This window comes from Candidatus Nitrosotalea okcheonensis, from assembly GCF_900177045.1.
Taxonomy (GTDB): Archaea; Thermoproteota; Nitrososphaeria; order Nitrososphaerales; family Nitrosopumilaceae; genus Nitrosotalea; species Nitrosotalea okcheonensis.
The window spans coordinates 1-16,237 of the sequence record NZ_LT841358.1; the positions used below are offsets into that span (position 1 = coordinate 1).

At 37.6% G+C, this 16,237-nt stretch carries 18 protein-coding genes and 2 tRNA genes; 13 read left to right on the plus strand and 7 right to left on the minus strand.

Going from position 1 to position 16,237, the window contains the following annotated elements; translation table 11 throughout:
* Positions 1 to 14 precede the first annotated feature (14 nt).
* A tRNA-Gly gene (locus BQ3481_RS00005) sits at positions 15 to 88 on the minus strand.
* An 82-nt stretch (positions 89 to 170) separates the two neighbouring features.
* Here BQ3481_RS00005 and BQ3481_RS00010 point away from each other — a divergent pair.
* Positions 171 to 446 carry a hypothetical protein gene (locus BQ3481_RS00010; protein WP_157926381.1) on the plus strand — a complete coding sequence of 92 codons (276 nt, stop codon included), beginning with the start codon at positions 171 to 173 and terminating at the stop codon, positions 444 to 446.
* On the opposite strand, the gene BQ3481_RS00015 is transcribed toward BQ3481_RS00010, so the two are convergent.
* Positions 443 to 943 carry a 50S ribosomal protein L16 gene (locus BQ3481_RS00015; RefSeq protein WP_157926382.1) on the minus strand — a complete coding sequence of 167 codons (501 nt, stop codon included), beginning with the start codon at positions 941 to 943 and terminating at the stop codon, positions 443 to 445. The two genes, BQ3481_RS00010 and BQ3481_RS00015, sit on opposite strands and share 4 nt — an antisense overlap.
* Positions 944 to 1,132: 189 nt before the next feature.
* On the opposite strand from BQ3481_RS00015, the gene endA reads away from it, so the two are divergent.
* The 4 genes from endA to BQ3481_RS00035 all read left to right on the plus strand — a co-directional run bounded on the left by endA (position 1,133) and on the right by BQ3481_RS00035 (position 4,842).
* Positions 1,133 to 1,702, plus strand: a complete 570-nt coding sequence (endA, locus tag BQ3481_RS00020; protein ID WP_157926383.1) for a tRNA-intron lyase — start codon at positions 1,133 to 1,135, stop codon at positions 1,700 to 1,702.
* A 282-nt stretch (positions 1,703 to 1,984) separates the two neighbouring features.
* On the plus strand, positions 1,985 to 2,413 hold the full coding sequence (locus BQ3481_RS00025; protein ID WP_157926384.1) for a hypothetical protein: 429 nt from the start codon (positions 1,985 to 1,987) through the stop codon (positions 2,411 to 2,413).
* Positions 2,414 to 2,524: 111 nt separating this feature from the next.
* Entirely contained in the window at positions 2,525 to 3,136 is a 612-nt protein-coding gene (locus BQ3481_RS00030) for a hypothetical protein (protein WP_157926385.1), read from the plus strand.
* A gap of 380 nt (positions 3,137 to 3,516) precedes the next feature.
* Entirely contained in the window at positions 3,517 to 4,842 is a 1,326-nt protein-coding gene (locus tag BQ3481_RS00035) for a cation:proton antiporter domain-containing protein (RefSeq protein WP_162287717.1), read from the plus strand.
* 442 nt (positions 4,843 to 5,284) lie between these two features.
* Here the strand turns inward: BQ3481_RS00035 and BQ3481_RS00040 are convergent, their stop codons facing one another.
* Together BQ3481_RS00040 and BQ3481_RS00045 are read right to left on the minus strand one after the other, a co-directional pair.
* Positions 5,285 to 5,419 (minus strand): type II toxin-antitoxin system HicA family toxin, encoded by a 135-nt coding sequence (locus tag BQ3481_RS00040; RefSeq protein WP_231911805.1) that lies wholly within the window; start codon positions 5,417 to 5,419, stop codon positions 5,285 to 5,287.
* 443 nt (positions 5,420 to 5,862) lie between these two features.
* Positions 5,863 to 5,938: transfer RNA gene (locus BQ3481_RS00045), tRNA-Glu, on the minus strand.
* A gap of 112 nt (positions 5,939 to 6,050) precedes the next feature.
* On the opposite strand from BQ3481_RS00045, the gene BQ3481_RS00050 reads away from it, so the two are divergent.
* Entirely contained in the window at positions 6,051 to 6,938 is an 888-nt protein-coding gene (locus BQ3481_RS00050; protein WP_157926387.1) for a hypothetical protein, read from the plus strand.
* A 243-nt stretch (positions 6,939 to 7,181) separates the two neighbouring features.
* On the opposite strand, the gene BQ3481_RS11530 is transcribed toward BQ3481_RS00050, so the two are convergent.
* Positions 7,182 to 7,328, minus strand: coding sequence for a hypothetical protein (locus BQ3481_RS11530; protein WP_162287715.1), 147 nt, complete (start codon positions 7,326 to 7,328; stop codon positions 7,182 to 7,184).
* A 97-nt stretch (positions 7,329 to 7,425) separates the two neighbouring features.
* Here BQ3481_RS11530 and BQ3481_RS00055 point away from each other — a divergent pair, with 97 nt between their 5' ends.
* Positions 7,426 to 8,739: a hypothetical protein gene (locus BQ3481_RS00055; RefSeq protein ID WP_157926388.1), complete on the plus strand. Its 1,314-nt coding sequence runs from the start codon at positions 7,426 to 7,428 to the stop codon at positions 8,737 to 8,739.
* A gap of 17 nt (positions 8,740 to 8,756) precedes the next feature.
* A complete protein-coding gene (locus BQ3481_RS00060; protein WP_157926389.1) occupies positions 8,757 to 9,440 on the plus strand; it encodes a hypothetical protein in 684 nt (227 codons plus the stop codon).
* Here BQ3481_RS00060 and BQ3481_RS00065 read toward each other — a convergent pair.
* On the minus strand, positions 9,389 to 9,895 hold the full coding sequence (locus BQ3481_RS00065) for a hypothetical protein (RefSeq protein ID WP_157926390.1): 507 nt from the start codon (positions 9,893 to 9,895) through the stop codon (positions 9,389 to 9,391). The genes BQ3481_RS00060 and BQ3481_RS00065 overlap by 52 nt on opposite strands.
* A 70-nt stretch (positions 9,896 to 9,965) precedes the next feature.
* Here BQ3481_RS00065 and BQ3481_RS00070 point away from each other — a divergent pair, with 70 nt between their 5' ends.
* Entirely contained in the window at positions 9,966 to 10,607 is a 642-nt protein-coding gene (locus tag BQ3481_RS00070; protein WP_157926391.1) for a hypothetical protein, read from the plus strand.
* On the opposite strand, the gene BQ3481_RS00075 is transcribed toward BQ3481_RS00070, so the two are convergent.
* On the minus strand, positions 10,591 to 10,908 hold the full coding sequence (locus BQ3481_RS00075) for a nitroreductase/quinone reductase family protein (RefSeq protein ID WP_157926392.1): 318 nt from the start codon (positions 10,906 to 10,908) through the stop codon (positions 10,591 to 10,593). The genes BQ3481_RS00070 and BQ3481_RS00075 overlap by 17 nt on opposite strands.
* An 87-nt stretch (positions 10,909 to 10,995) precedes the next feature.
* Between BQ3481_RS00075 and BQ3481_RS00080 the strand changes: the two genes are divergently transcribed.
* The 4 genes from BQ3481_RS00080 to BQ3481_RS11665 all read left to right on the plus strand — a co-directional run.
* Positions 10,996 to 11,442 (plus strand): PRC-barrel domain-containing protein, encoded by a 447-nt coding sequence (locus BQ3481_RS00080; protein WP_157926393.1) that lies wholly within the window; start codon positions 10,996 to 10,998, stop codon positions 11,440 to 11,442.
* Between the two features lie 92 nt (positions 11,443 to 11,534).
* Entirely contained in the window at positions 11,535 to 12,536 is a 1,002-nt protein-coding gene (locus BQ3481_RS00085; RefSeq protein WP_157926394.1) for an ATP-binding cassette domain-containing protein, read from the plus strand.
* Positions 12,533 to 13,312, plus strand: a complete 780-nt coding sequence (locus tag BQ3481_RS00090) for an ABC transporter permease (RefSeq protein ID WP_157926395.1) — start codon at positions 12,533 to 12,535, stop codon at positions 13,310 to 13,312. The genes BQ3481_RS00085 and BQ3481_RS00090 overlap by 4 nt, the downstream gene beginning before the upstream one ends.
* 74 nt (positions 13,313 to 13,386) lie before the next feature.
* Positions 13,387 to 16,237, plus strand: a 2,851-nt coding sequence (locus BQ3481_RS11665; protein WP_197706544.1) for an HYR domain-containing protein, incomplete at its 3' end; no start/stop codon positions are given.

The window sequence follows — 16,237 nt, forward strand, 5'->3', positions numbered from 1 at the left end:
GACCCGATTTGAAATGCGGTTGCCGGGATTTGGACCCGGGTCGCAGAATTGGCAATCCCGCATAATAACCAAGCTATACTACAACCGCTTAACCGATTTAGAAATTATTAGTATATTAAAGGATACTGTTTAGAATACAATTTTTTAACATGATGTTGCTTATGCATATTATGAATAAACAACTGGAAGAAAAACTAAATCAGAAAATAAGTGAGGTTGCAGACAAGTCAGATGAAATTTTAAAAATTGTAAAATCATTGAATGCACTGAATGCTAATTCTGACTCATTTGGTTATGGAATTGTTATAGGAAGATTGTACAACTCATTTTATTATCAATGTAGACGAATTCTAAAACGTAATCCAACAAGTGATGAATTTGAGGAATTTCTTGCAATTCTCGACAAGAAACAAAAAGAAATTATTGATCTATTAAAATCTGGCTAGGCTTTTAACGGAATTACTTTGATTGTTGGAGTGCATGGTAATTTCACAGATGCACCGTGTAGTGCTTTTCTTGCTGCCTCTAGATGTTCTTTTTTAACATGTGCCTCCATAATCACTTGACCAATCTCAATACGTGCTGCTAAACTTACAGCTTTACCAAATGCACCCCTCATCCCTTCTGATAATCTGTCTGCACCTGCAGTAGAAATCATCTTGTTTTCTCTTAGAAGAATGTGCGGATATACTCTGAGTGTTGAATAGTACCCAGTTTCTCCTGTAACTGTTTCTATTGCCTTGTTTGCAGACAGTCTTGCTGACTCTATTGCCATATGTCTTATCTGCATTTTTTGGTTAGAACAAAGCTGTACACAGTAATCGTAATCTCCATCTTTTTTTCCTCCGTAAAATTTTGCAATTTTTATCTGTGGTTTACCCTTGATGTACTTCTTTCTTGTGTATGGTTGGCCATTTCCAACGCGGTAGTTTGCTCCGTGCATAATAACACTTTTTTCTGTTTATTGAGGTCCTATATTTTAACCGTGAGATCCTACAATTCACCGTTAGGATTGAAATATTCTAGTCACTACCTCACTTTCTTCTGACGATATCATCTGATTTTTGTTAATACTGAAATTCTATCAAGTACAAAAAGATCCATTATATTGCTAATGGCTTCATGACTCTTAATGTCAGAATTAGAGTCTAAAGTAGAAGGATTATTGGTAAAGGATCATGTTCTTGTATCTGACAAAGAAATGCAGCATAGCTTAGAACAGAAAGGATTTGGAGAAACGATGAAAAAAAAATTCTTTCTCAAGCCGTTTGAATCTTTATACTTGCTTTATGTTGATAAGCTCAAACTCTTACGAGGAAAATATGAGATGGATTTTGACTCTATGATGACTGAATGTATGAAAACTGATCCTGATTCTTTTACCAAATTTCTGATATACAGAGATCTACGAACTAAAGGATATGTAGCAAAAGATGGATTTGGATTTGGTTCTGATTTTAGAGTCTATGAACGGGGACAATTCGGAGAAAAGGGTGCCAAATATGTCGTATTTGGCATGACTGAGGGTAGAAGAGAGAAAATAGGTCTATTGCAAAAACAAATTGAAGAAATCACTACTATGGGGAAAGAACCAGTACTTGCGGTAATTGAACGACGAGGAGAAGTGATTTATTACAAGGTCTCTAAAATTCAATTCCATCAAAACAAAGATCAGCCTGGATTTTCCAGTATAGAATCTTAAATACAATAAAACTGTTTTTTGTACTATGGAGTTTAAGGAAATTTACTGTTTTAATTGTAAAAAAAGCCTAGGCAGGTACAATGAAAAGTATTTTACAGATCAAAAAATGAGTGAAATAATAAAGGCAAATCACGCTTCACATGTTTATGAAGGACACGAAATTGTGGTGAAAAGAATCACTATTGATTAATCTCTTGCAAGTGGTATTTAATTAAAAGTATGCTAATTTTACTTATCAATCATAAGTAATCGTTTTATAGTTATGTTCATTTTCTCAAACTGTTGAAGACTTCGTTATTTCTACTTGGTTCCATACTTTTAGGATCTGTTCTTATGTTTGGATTTGGACACTCCGCAATGGCTATGAATAGTAATATTGTGATGACCCATCCTGTAATGGTTGATACCTCTGGTCAACAAATTTCTAGCTTTCATGCTGGTCAGCAAATTGGCGTAGAGTCATCACTTACAAACAATGGTCCGTCTGAGCAAAAATTCGCATACATGGTACAGGTGCTAGGCAGTAATGATGAAACACAATATTTTGAAAGTACTTCAGCATCAATGCTTCCAAACCAAACCTTTACCACATCTCAAGTCTGGATTCCAAAGACTACTGGACAATATACAGTAGAAGTATTTGTTTGGAATAGTTTGACTTCGGCAGTTCCACTAACGGATGTCAGTCAAATTCCTGTTACTGTACATTGATCAAATCCTGATTTCGAATTCTCTTGCAGATTTTGGATTTAAGTCTTAAGTATAAATTCATAGGATAAATTCTTCCCATTCCTTAATTATGATGAAAATTTTTGAATGCCTATGCCTGATGAATCATGTAGAACCTGTGGTGGAGAACTAGTAAATCACATACTATGTTCTTGTTGTAGAAAACCCACTAGAAAGAAATGTAATATGTGTAGTCATGTTACTTTACTACAACCTCACCAATACTGCATAAAGAACTCGTCTTCACATACAAAACCATTGCTTGTTCAAGTTGCTTCAAAGAAAGTTTCCACATCTAGGAATTACCTCCATCTCTCTTTTCTTGCAGTCGCCGTAATTGGATTTCTCGTTTTAGGATTAGTTTCCACCTCTGATCATGGAATTTCTCCAAGCATAATGCCAGATGATGCACAAGCTACTAACTCCAGCAAAATGGCAAAAAATTTATCTAGTTTTCCGGCAGGATCTGGAAAATTATATGATAACTGTCTTGCCTATGGAAGTGGCGAGTCTGTAACGGTAACTTGTCCCACTAACGATGGGTCTGTATACAAAGGAATATTGAATATGTCACAAGATCTGAAAAAAGATTTTGCAGATTCGGTATTTTCAATTCGTGGAGTCTCAGTCATGGAAAATTCTAATGGTTCTGTGATTTTACAATATCATATGAAAAAATACGTGACAGATTATTTTGGAAATTAGGAATAGTTTGAAAAGTATGTGGTGCCAGCCGAGTACCCTCGCTCACAGTATAGCTTTCTTCCTCTCGCTTCTTGCGCGAGGAAGTCATGATTACGGATATACCTGTTATGCGGCTAAACTTTTGGTAAAAAGGTTACATGCATTATGAAGATGATTGCAATCTTGATCCGTTTCTATACAACTTGTTCGAGGTCAACATTTCAACCTCTAACTATCCAGTGTACGTTTTCTCATACCGAATAGAAACCGGGACAATCTGGGTATGAGGCAAAGAATGCCATAATCCGGTACGCGATACGGATCTATCTATCAGGCCCGTTCTGTGATTTGGGTTCAACTACGTAACTCCTATTAATATTGGAAATCAATAGAACAATGAAATGGGTATTATGGAATCTGTTACTGGTAATTTTACATTACCCGACAAGATTCAACATCTCCTTCATTCAAACTTTTTAAAAAATAGTACAATGGATTTGAATCACTATATCTCGCAATCACTTTTTCATAATTCCAGTCTGGAATCGGCTCAGGTAGTATTCCTTTCAGTAGGAGTAATAATAGTTCTCGGCATTGTGGGTGAAGCGTTTTTTAGAAAAACTGGTGTCCCAGACGTAATATTTCTAATGATAATAGGCGTAATTATAGGACCAGTGCTTGGAATCGTAGGCACGGACACCGTATTTAAGATTGCACCATACTTCTCCGCACTTGCTACAATCATGATACTATTTGGCGGCGGACTGTCCTTGAACATAAAAAGTGTAATATATTCAGCACATTTTGCATTTTTAATCGCATTTCTAGGTTTTGCTCTTTCAGTAGCGGTAACATCAGTAATTGTAGTTTATGGCCTTGGATGGAATTGGCCTGATGCGATATTGATAGGTGTGATGGTTGGTGGCAGCAGCGAGGCAATCGTTTTTGGATTAATTAAAACACTACGCGTATCAGATAAAACAAAAGCAATACTGGCACTTGAATCAACCATCACATCCATAATGTCATTCATTGGAGCTTTTTTCCTCTTTGGCCAGATCCAGTCTGATCACTTTGTCTTTTCTAGCCTTGGTATCACTGTAGCAAAGGCTGTTCTAACTGGAGTTGGCCTTGGTCTTGGAGTTGGAATCCCGTGGATGTATGTGGCATCCAAGATCACCGATGCAAAATATTCCTATCTCCTCACTTTGGGAATACTATTCATGTTGTTCTTTTTTGCAAATTTGTTTGGCGAGTCAGGAGCATTGACAGCTCTTATCTTTGGTTTGGTTTATGGCAACAAGCAAATTTTTTCTCACCGCCTCAAGATTAAGATGGATAGTATTTCTACAGACAATTCTTTTTATGAACATCTTGCCTTCTTGGTAAGGACCTTCTTCTTCGTATTTGTAGGAATGCTAGCAAATTTTGGGCAAATGGGATACATAGTATTTGGAATCAGTATTGGCATAGCACTTTATTTTGCAAGAATTCCAGCCGTCAGGGTTTCTTTGACGAAGAGTTTCTCACCATTTGACAGAAAGGTGATTTCATATATGTTACCAAGAGGACTTGCACCAGCAGTACTGTCCACCATTCCATTGACACTTGGTTTGAGTCATGGCAAAGCATATCCCCAAATAATTTTCGTAGTAATAATTGTAACTATGGTAATTGCCACCATAACTCTAAAAAAAGCACATAAAGAATTACCGCAGGAACAATAACTTTTGGCAATAAATTATTTGAACCAGAGATCTACTGTATCTGATAGATCTGGATGACCGCAAGAATCTCTACGGCAGAGACAACAGGGCATGAGTCATGGCCCGAAAAATAATTTTCATGCTCCCACCAGGTGCTCGTATCCGTAGTAATGCTCTTCTTTGCATCCCCTTACGCGAGGAAGTCATAATTGGGTGTATCACGGCAGATTCGGATAATCTTTTGGCAAGAAGGTTTCAGATAAATTTGACATCTCTTTTCATCTTTCAAAATTTTGTATGTTATATCTCAAAACATAATTTTGTACTGGGATGGGTTTTATAAAACCAGTTTAACATCTACACACTAAATCGCAGATCTAAAAAATTATCCTATTCATGCTTCATTGAAAATCCCATAGCGGGTTTTTTGCGTACATGTAATTACTGAACAATAGGTCATTTTTTAGAGATTCTTAAAGAAATCTTCTTTTGTCATGTTTGACTGTCCTATGATGGACAGTAAAGTGCCAGGATCTATTTCCTTGTGATTTGGAACAACCACAATAATTTTCCTGTCGTTTACAAACTTGATCATCACAATGTTGCTTCTCTTCTGTCTGAAATAATGGAAACCAGCCTTGGTAAGAATTTTTATGACTCCTTTGCAGAGAGTATTTGCAGTTTTGTCAAATTAGATCTTATGCGTTTATGGTGGTTAAAATTGGATATTTGCTTTTAGCTACCTTTGAGTTTTTAGTTTCTTCAAGATATGCCTGTATGGCTTCTTTTATGTTTTTTTTGCATCTTTTACCGTTTTGCCCTGGACTTGTATGCCTAGTTTTTGGCAGATGATACGTAGGCAATCTCTCCCTTGGTGGTTATTACAATGGTGAACTTTGTCAAGTAACCATTCTATTCTTTTTTTGTTTAATAATGTTCTCTTACTTTGACGATGTTGCTGTTTCGTTGTAGTTGTCAAATCTCATCTTTACAAACAGTCAACCGATAAAGCGGTACCGAGTCTTTGAATAAAATTTCGAGTGCTCCCGCCGGGATTTGAACCCGGGATCACTGCCTTGAGAGGGCAGTATGCTTAGCCGGACTACACCACAGGAGCTTAGCTTAAAGCCATAAAGAATAGCAATTTAAAGGAACGTTTTGCCTTTGAATGGATTTGTAAATTTTAACAGCTTTGACACTTTATAGCAAAACCTTCAGTTGATTTTCCTATGGATGTAAAACAAATTCCTAATCTACTTTCACTTTCTGATTTTCCTGTTGGTTTTGGAGGTTGTAGAAATGACGGGACTCATTTTGAATGTTGTGAGTATGACATACTGGTAATAGATGGACAATTTGGAGAATCAATTCACCATGTTGGAGATGATCTTGTTAGAGTACATCATCACACTCTTGATGAATTTCGTGGGGACACACTTTACCATCTACAAAATATGAATATCATAAACGATACCCAGTGGACTCTTAGGATGCTGTTGTCAACACTAAAAGAAAAGAAAGAACGTATTGCAATGTCTTATGCTCAAAGCTGTCTTGTTGATGCAGGAATTCTTGCCAACAAAGCAAGGGATTCCACCAAGCTCAAAGATCCTTTTGCAGGAGTGTGGTTGAAATGTGCCGCATATTTTTTGGCAGATGCTATATTCTCTCTTAATTTAAAGAGACCAAGTCCAACTCACATGCTGGAAATAATGAGAAACATGAAGAAAGACAAGACAAATCAAAAATTTTCCATAATTCACCAAATCCTTGGAATTGAACGATCATCCACATCATTACTCTCAAGGATGGCCAAATCGACTATTGGATTTTCTGATATGGTAGAAAACAATGGAAATTCAGAAATCATCCAGAAAAAATATGACTATCTTGTAGAAAATTCACTTCTTTCAGACTGTTACTTTTATTTTGGATATGTGAATAGAAATAACATACTCAAAATACGGAATAAAATCCATCATAACCCCGAATTTATTCATGTTTTAAAAATAGGCTTTGATATAGAGAGCGATCCTATGGTAGTTGATAATCAGGCAACCATGTTGATACAAACCACAAACGAAATTCTCGGGGACAAAAACTTGACCATGGACTGAAATGCTCCTGACTGAGATCTTTCGATAACTTTTAAAACCCAGTATGAGATCTCCCAAGTATGACCGATGCAGCATGTGGATGCGGATCATCCACAGAAAATAACACAGAATGCGACTGTGAAATGCAGGGCTCGTGTATTTGTGAGGTTAATTGTACTTGCAAAGCATCAGTTTGCAAAGAACACGTAGCTTCATTCTGATATAGGTTTTAGAACCTTTTTTCTTTATTTTTTAAAACTAGGATTACTTTTCGTTCTCGTCCTTCATGCCCCATGTTTTAACCAGTTCCTTCTGGAACTTGTCTACTTGTTTTTCATTAAGTGCATCTCCACAATTCTTGTGTGTTGGAACTACTACCATTCCGTCAAGCTTAAAATCAACTTCATACATGTGGACTTTTTCACATTCGCACATATTCGGAATACAATGAATCCACTATATTTGCTTATTTGAAAGATTTAACTAGATCATTTTTTCTAGAAAATGTATGCAAAAGTACGCCGTATTCACAATTTTTGCATTCTTGCTTATCACCCCTGTTGCTTTACAGTCTGTTCACGCTACGTCATCATCTGATTCTTGGTATCCTGGAAAGGGTCTCAAACAAGGCGATTATTTCCGTTATAATGTATGCTGGACAGACTGGCATAACTGTGCCCCACTCCAGATGACTTTTTGGGTAAAAAATGAGACTAGTGATAAAAGTGGCTGGAATCTTGTATTTTTAGCAGTTGATGGTTCTATTGTACAAAAGGGAATAATGACAATAGGGAAAATAACTCCAGACCCAACATCTTTTGATTCTAATATCTCTGATTACACTGCAGTTTATAGAAGTACAGTTTCCTGGCTTGACTCTTTTGCAACTAGAGACACTCCAAAAACTTTTGATGTTCCTGCTTGGGGCAGAACTGGTTCGGTAGGTGGGCAATCTGTTGGTCCAATAGACCATGAAAAAGTTACAGTGGGTGCTGGTACATTTGATACCTATGTTTTGGGATGGCACAAAGGTGTTGACAATAAAATTTGGGTTGATTCTAGTGTCCCATTTCCAGTAAAAGCAATTGTCTATGTGGATGTGGCAACAGGTTCACCGCCGCCAGATTATACTCTTGAATTGTTAAAGATGGGGAATAGTTCGACAGAACCTAGTGTTCTAGATGTATCTTCCACTGCTGCAGTCAAGTTTAGTCCTAAATGTGATGTACCAAACATGCAGCTAGATTCCACACATGCTGTCACTACAACTGATACTAGCTCTTTGGTTATTGATTATAGATATAGTCCATCTAACCCACATAATGGTTGTCCAATAGAATATAGAATTTCATTTGAACAAAACTATGATCAATCCCAAAAAATCAGTAATGTTCAATACGATATATTTACAACGGATGACCAAGGAAAACAATTATCATCCATAGCACAAAGTGTGGGTAGGACATCCTTGTTTGCACCAGTTGGAGATGATGATGTCCAAACTATTTTACACGGAACCACTCCGTTGACGCATGTAGTGATTGCAATGCTAGGAACTGGTCCAGACGGTTCTCTCCCAGATGTTAGCATGGCAGGTATAGTGAAATTTGATATAAAAACACAAGAGCCATTTAGTGGTTTTAACTCTGGCACTTCTGGACAAACAAACCAAACAATCCATGAAAATAACACCTCTATGAATAATACTCAAGCTATCATACCAGAATTTCCACTCGGTTCTCTCATGATAATGGCGATTGTCATTGGGTTTGGAGTTTTATTTGTTAGAATGACTCCTAGACTGTCTAATGCCAGACTATAAAAAAATTAATTGGGACAATGCCAAATATCCGAATAACAATTATTTTTGCTGTCATTGTTGTTGCCGCAGTAGCAGGAATAGCATGGCCATTTCTTTCTAACATGAAACATTTTTACATACTGGAGCCAGTGCAAGCAAGCCAATGGCACATGGGAAAAGGATCTGAATATACCCCGGAAATGGTATACCAAGTTTCTTTTAACCAGACGAAATTTTTAGCTGACATGAAATTTCTTCCAGTCTCAGGTGGAAATCAACAACTCTTAGTTAAGATAAATCCTGGCAACGGAACCAATGAAATAGATCAGACTGTGAACATTGGCCTAGTTTATTACTTTGTTAATACATCTGCCGAGTCGAAATCATACTTTGATATTCTTAACCAATCTATATTTTCCATGAGGGATTATGCAACTGAAAGCAAGTATCTTGCCAAGGATGCAGAATGGGGTGACTTGTACATTGGTGAAAATGAGGAAAAACTCAAAGTAACTGATTCTGGAAAAATGTCATTCAAATTTGGATCTGCAAACGCGTTTCTTTTATCTTATAGAATAGGTGCTAACATAAACAAGATCTGGATAGTTGACAACCTCCCACTTCCTGTAAAATCTGAAATTTATGATCCATATGGAAATCTTGTATATACCTATGAGCTAGTTTCATTGAAGGCACCATCTACACCTGGTTTTACTTCATAACAATTCTCAAGCAACCAGTCACAGAAATTTGCAATCTCATCATTGATCTTGCCCCAAATATGCAAGGAAGAAGGCAATATGTCTAGTCTGTAGTTTAATCCAATTGCTCTTACTCCCTCTTTTCCTTCATACATGTACGCATCTTGTATCTGGACACTTTCTAAAACCTTGAGAGCTTTTGATTTTATAACATCTCTTGGTATGGGAAATGACTTGCTGTCTCTCTGGAAAACAAATCCAATGTTTTCAGTTCCGTATGATTCATAATCTTCGATCTTTCCTCTCTCTGGAAAGTTGAGTGATATTTTTATATTGTATTTTCTTCCAATCCTTGTTGCAATTTCGTTGATGGTGGCAAATGCAAGACTAGGACTCTTCTTTAAGAGAAATCGAATCTGGGGATTGTTTGATTTCAACTCCTCCTGAAGCCTTGACGATATCTGGGAAAAACTCACACTGTGAACTGGAAATTTTCTCATATATGCATTAGGTTTCACTTAATTACAAGAGATTTTGAATATGTTCATGCTTCCATCTGATAAGGAAGAAATTCCATATGATGAAGGTTCAGAAAGAGCATCCAGTGTTGATGATTACAAGGTAACATGTATTCAATTTATCAAAGACATAAGTGAAGATTATCTCGCATGGGTTGATTATTACAAGCTACCAGAAGAAGAAGACAAGAAAAGACGGACTCAAATACATGCAATTGTAGAACGCACAAACGAATGGATAGCAAAGATTGCAACAACGATAAAAGGAGTAGATGTAGTCATGAATGACGGAATCCAGAAAATGGCAGAAAGTACAGCTGGGTATCCATTTCAAATGGGAGTTTTTGTAAATAACATGTCAGGTTACACGCTTGCAACACCTGGAATGATTGACATAAACATCAAGGCAGTTGGACGAAAGGAGTTTAAGGTAAAACTAGGATGGCATCAAAAAGATAAAAGATTTTTGATTAGCTCTACAAGTCCTGTCATGATTGGCGAATCAAATATTCCAGATGAAGATTATGATTCATTAGATCTTCATCTGAAAATGGATGCTCAAAAGTGTCAATCACGAGATGTCATATCTTTTACGGCGGTTGTCACTGAAACTCTAGATGGTCAGGAATACGAGCGGCGTGGTATGACCACAATTATTCACATGGGTTGACTTCTAGAACTATTCTTGATTCCTCTGACCTTTTGTCAGAATATTTTAATTGTGATATTTTTTTGCATAATTCCTGATCATTTACTAGCAATGCAGTTCCGGCAATGATATTGCCTTGGTACTCTATCATGACGTTTGGATTGCAAAGTGCATTCTTTAACCAGTCACTATCTGGATTCCTTCTGGAAAAATAGAACTTGCCTTTGTGTATAACTACCCTGATCTTCACTGCATGTTCTTTGCCTGATTTTCTTCCAGTGGTAACCAGTACTGCCCTACATGTACCATCCTGAATTTCCACAAAATCTGTTTAGTTATAAAGAATTTAACCGATTGGATTGAAAACTCTGATACCTCCTCCCATAAACTGACTTGACAAGTCGACCCTATGGCAACACAAGTAGAATATAACGGAAAACACATCAAGGCAGATGACTTTAAAGGAAAAAAAGTCATTGATAGGGAAGGAATAGAGTATGGTACTGTAAAGCACATTCACATCAATACCGACACTCTGGAGGTTGTGGGCATTACAGTTCACAAAGGATTACACAAAGATCACTTTCTATCACGTGACTATGTGGACAGATTCACTGAAGAATCTGTTTTGTTGTCCTCTGCACCAATCAGAATAGACTCTCAGGTAGTTGACATTGATGGACACAAAATTGGTAAGATCAAAAGACTACACATGGCTGCTGATACCAACGAATTGGAATCAATAGAAGTGTCTGCAGGTCTTACTAGTTCTAGAATCTTTCGCACTTCAGAAATCTGGGGTGTTGGTGAAAAGGTAATACTTCGACAGACAAAAGATCAATACAAAAACCCATAACTCTTTTCATTTTTTATTTTATGTCCTCTTGAATATTGATTGAATAATATTGCCTAGTACCAATTTATAATAGATTAATCTGTCATCCTTTGTTGTACGCAGTAGAGACTGACAAACTTTCTAAAGTTTATCATAGCGGTCTTAAAGCAGTTGATGATATTTCAATTAAACTAGAAAATGGGGAAATTTTTGGTTTCTTGGGTCCTAATGGTGCGGGTAAAAGTACAACCATTATGATCCTGACTACTTTACTAAAGCCTTCATCTGGCAAGGCATTTGTTGCAGGATTTGATGTCACAACTCAAGCAAAGAGTGTCAGGCAAAACATTGGATACGTGCAACAAGATTCAACTGTCGATGAATATCTTACTGGTCGTGAAAACCTAGAATTACAAGCTCGACTCAATCACATTCCAAAGAATATCAGGACAAAGAGAATAGATGAGATATTGGAGATAATTGAGTTGTCTGATAGGCAACATGAGACTGCTGTGACATATTCGGGAGGGATGAGAAAAAGACTCGATATCGGAGGTGGCTTGCTCAATATGCCAAAAGTTTTGTTTCTAGACGAGCCTACCTTAGGTCTTGACATCCAAACAAGATACAAAATCTGGGAATACATAAAAAAAATTCATCATGAATTTGGAATGTCTATTTTTCTTACTACTCACTATATGGAAGAGGCAGATAAGCTCTGTGATAACATATCTATAATTGATAATGGAAAAATCAAGATAACAGGCTCTCCAAAAGAATTGAAAAATGCTTTGGGAAATGAGATTGTTGTTTTTGAAATAGACTCTGAATCAAAACTTGACAGACTTGTTTCGGAAATTAAAAAAACTTCTACAGTAAAAGATGTTTCAACAAGTGGTTCTATGGTAACCGTATTTACAACTAGTGGGGATCAGCTGACCCCACAACTTTTTCAACAAGCAAATAATCTTCAAATCAAAATAGAAAGTATTTCTCTTACAAAACCAACACTTGATGACGTATTTCTATCGTACACGGGTCGTGAACTACGTGAAGATGATGGGAAATACGATAGAAAAAAAATGCGAGAAAGGATGAGGAAAATCAGGGCATGACAATGCTGCCTGATACATATACGATTTTCTGGAGGGAGATGAAGAGATACAAAAAATCACGAAGCGGTATATTGATACGATTGATCCAGCCAGCTGTATGGATAATAGTGATGGGAAATACATTTGCAAGCACTAGACCGCTAATCCAATCCGTGGGCTTTAATGGATCTTACATAGAATTCATGGCGCCAGGTGTGATAATGCTTACTGCAATATTTACAAGTATTTTTGGCGGTGTCAATACTTTGTGGGATAGAAGATATGGTTTCATGAATAAAGCACTTGTCTCCCCCGTATCGCGGTCTTCTATTGCATTGGGTAAAATGCTTGCAATATCTTTGATATCTACACTTCAATCAAGTCTGATTCTGGGAATTGCACTTGCATTGGGGGTGCATATATCAAATTTGTTTGTAATATTTCCAATATTGCTGACTGTCACAGTATTCTCACTTGGTTTTTCTGGAATATCTGTAATAGTTGCTGCCACATCAAAATCACAAGAGACCTTTTGGGGCGTAATCAACTTTCTAGGTATGCCTCTGTTTATGCTTAGCCCTGCACTATTTCCATTGGAGCTCTTGCCTCCGTGGCTTGCATTTGTTGCACGACTCAATCCTGTTACTTATGCCGTGTTACTCATAAGACAAATGATGGCTGGTACGGTCCAAATATTGTCTGCTACAATTGAGATGACAATAATATGCGGCTTTGTAGTGATTATGGTTGCATTGGCCAGCTACGTATTCACAAGAGAAGTCAACAAGCCATTCTAATTTACCAGAATTGACAAAAATTGTAACAATTACTCACTTAGGAGATCTTTTTAGTATCTTGTAATCTGTGCCTATTGAAGACCCACCCCGTCCTAATAGGCATTCTATTACTAGTATTATCAAGTATGTTTGTCGGTTATTCCTGGGCTACCTCAAGCCCTTCCTTTTCCGTACAATGGGGCACATATGGACTTCAAAATACTGGTCAATTTGCATTTCCACAAGGGGCGTCAATTGACTCATCAGGAAATGTGTATGTGACTGATCTTGGAAATAGAAGAGTAGAGAAATTTGACAATAATGGAAACTTTCTCTTTACTTTTGGAACAAAGGGTAGTGGTGATGGTCAATTTAATGCACCAGTTGGAGTGGCAGTTACCAATAGCTCCATCTATGTTGTAGATAACGAAGGAAACAACATACAAAAATTCGATAGCACGGGTAAATTTGTAACAAAGTGGGGAGTGAAAGGTTCTGACCCTGGCCAATTTCTACTTCCACAAGGTGTTGCAGTAGATCCTAGTGGAAATGTATATGTTGTAGATACGGGAAATAGTAGAATTGAAAAATTTGATAGTAATGGCAAATATTTACAAAGTATTGGGCAAAGTGGACTTGGAGATGGACAATTTCTTTCTCCACGTGCAATTGCTGCAGATTCACAAGGGAGCATCTATGTATCTGACTCGGGCGGAAACAAAATAGAAAAATTCACAGAAGATGGTGTATTTTTACAATCTTTTAGTACCTCAACCGGTGCCAATCTCCAGACTCCTCTTGGCATATCGGTAGACAAGTCAGGAAATATCTATGTGGCAGACAGTGGAAACAACAGAATCGTAGAACTAGATAGAAATGGTCATGTTGTTACATCATGGGGGAGTCAAGGCACTGGTGCTGACTTTTTTGATAATCCTAGAGCAACTGCTGTAGATTCTAATGGTAATGTCTTTGTTGTAGACTCTAACAATAACCGAGTCCAGAAATTTGTACAAGATTTTACTCCAACTGTATCGCAAACACAAACTGTTAACCCAACAAAGACAACTAATCCAACACAACAAGTTACAGTCATACAAAATACTACTCAGGTAAATACCAAAGTCCTGGATCCAAATGATCATATTCCTCCGTCTATTACTGCGCCTTCTGACATAACAATAGAAGCAACTGGAATATTGACACCAGTATCAATTGGGCAAGCTACTGGAACAGACGATAGTGGTATTACTTCTATTACCAGTAATGCTCCGCCAAAATTCCCACTAGGTATTACCATGATTACATGGACTGCAATTGACAATGGAGGCAATGTAGCAAAGGCTGTCCAGAAGATTACCGTTGTAGATACTACTCCTCCAGTGCTGACTGCTCCACAACCTGTGACTATTGAAGCAACAACCCCTAATCACAATTCTGTTGATATTGGACTTCCAGCAGTCAATGATGCGGTTGGTGTAGAATCTGTTACTAATGATGCTCCGCCATACTTTTCGATTGGTAAAACAACTGTAACATGGAAAGCAATAGATACATCTGGAAATGCCGCAACCGCCACCCAAGTTGTAACAGTCAAGGATACTATTCCTCCAACAATTCATGCTCCTTCTGACATAATACAAGAGGCAACTAGTCCATCTGGCAATACTGTAAACCTTGGAAACGCTACAGTTATTGATAATGGACTAATACAATCAGTTACAAATAATGCTCCATCAGTATTTTCACTGGGAAAGACTACTGTAACTTGGACTGCTACTGACCAGTCTGGTAATTCAGCAACAGCCACACAGGTTGTAAATATTGTAGATACTACTCCTCCGAAGATCTCTCCACCAGCAGGTATCACCTTTGAGGCAACTTCTCTTAACAATAACACTGTACCACTTGGAAACGCCACAGTTACTGATAACGGATTGATAAAATCACTTACAAACAACGCATCAAAGACATTCCCGCTTGGCAAGACTAGCGTATTGTGGATTGCAACAGACGCATCTGGCAACAAGGCAAATGCCACACAGATAGTTGATGTAGTTCATACAACTCCGCCAAAACTAACCGTTCCAGCAGGTATCACATTTGAAGCGACATCACTAAAAGACAACCTAGTTCCAATAGGGAATGCTACTGCAACTGACATCCAACAAGTCACAATAACAAACAACGCATCAAAGACATTCCCGCTTGGCAAGACCAGTGTTCTATGGATTGCAACAGACGCATCTGGCAACAAGGCAAATGCCACACAGACAGTTGATGTAGTTGATACTACAGCACCAAAAGTTATCATGCCGGCAAATGTAGTTGTTGAAGCAACATCCTTGAACAATAATACTGTATCATTGAGCAATCCTTCGGTAGTTGATCTCCAACCAGTAATGATAACAAACAACGCTCCAAAAGAGTTCCCATTAGGATCTACAAATGTAATATGGATTGCAACAGATGCATCTGGCAACAAGGCAAATGTGACTCAAATTATTACTGTAAAAGACACTACTGCGCCAAAAATTACCGCACCTGAAAATATCAAAATAAAGGCAACATCTCTTACAGATAATGTTGTTCCATTAGTTAATGCCACGGCATCTGATAATGTTGATGTGGTCTCACTCACAAACAACGCATCAAAGACATTCCCGCTTGGCAAGACTACCATATTGTGGGTGGCAACTGATGAGGCAGGCAACAAGGCAAATGCCACACAGATAGTTGATGTGGAAAATACCACGCCGCCAAAACTAACCGTTCCAGCAGGTATCACCTTTGAGGCAACTTCTCTTAACAATAATACCATACCAATAGGAAATGCTACTGCAACTGACATAGAACCGGTAACGATAACAAACAATGCTCCAAAGACATTCCCGCTTGGCAAGACTAGCGTATTGTGGATTGCAACAGACGCATCTGGCAACAAGG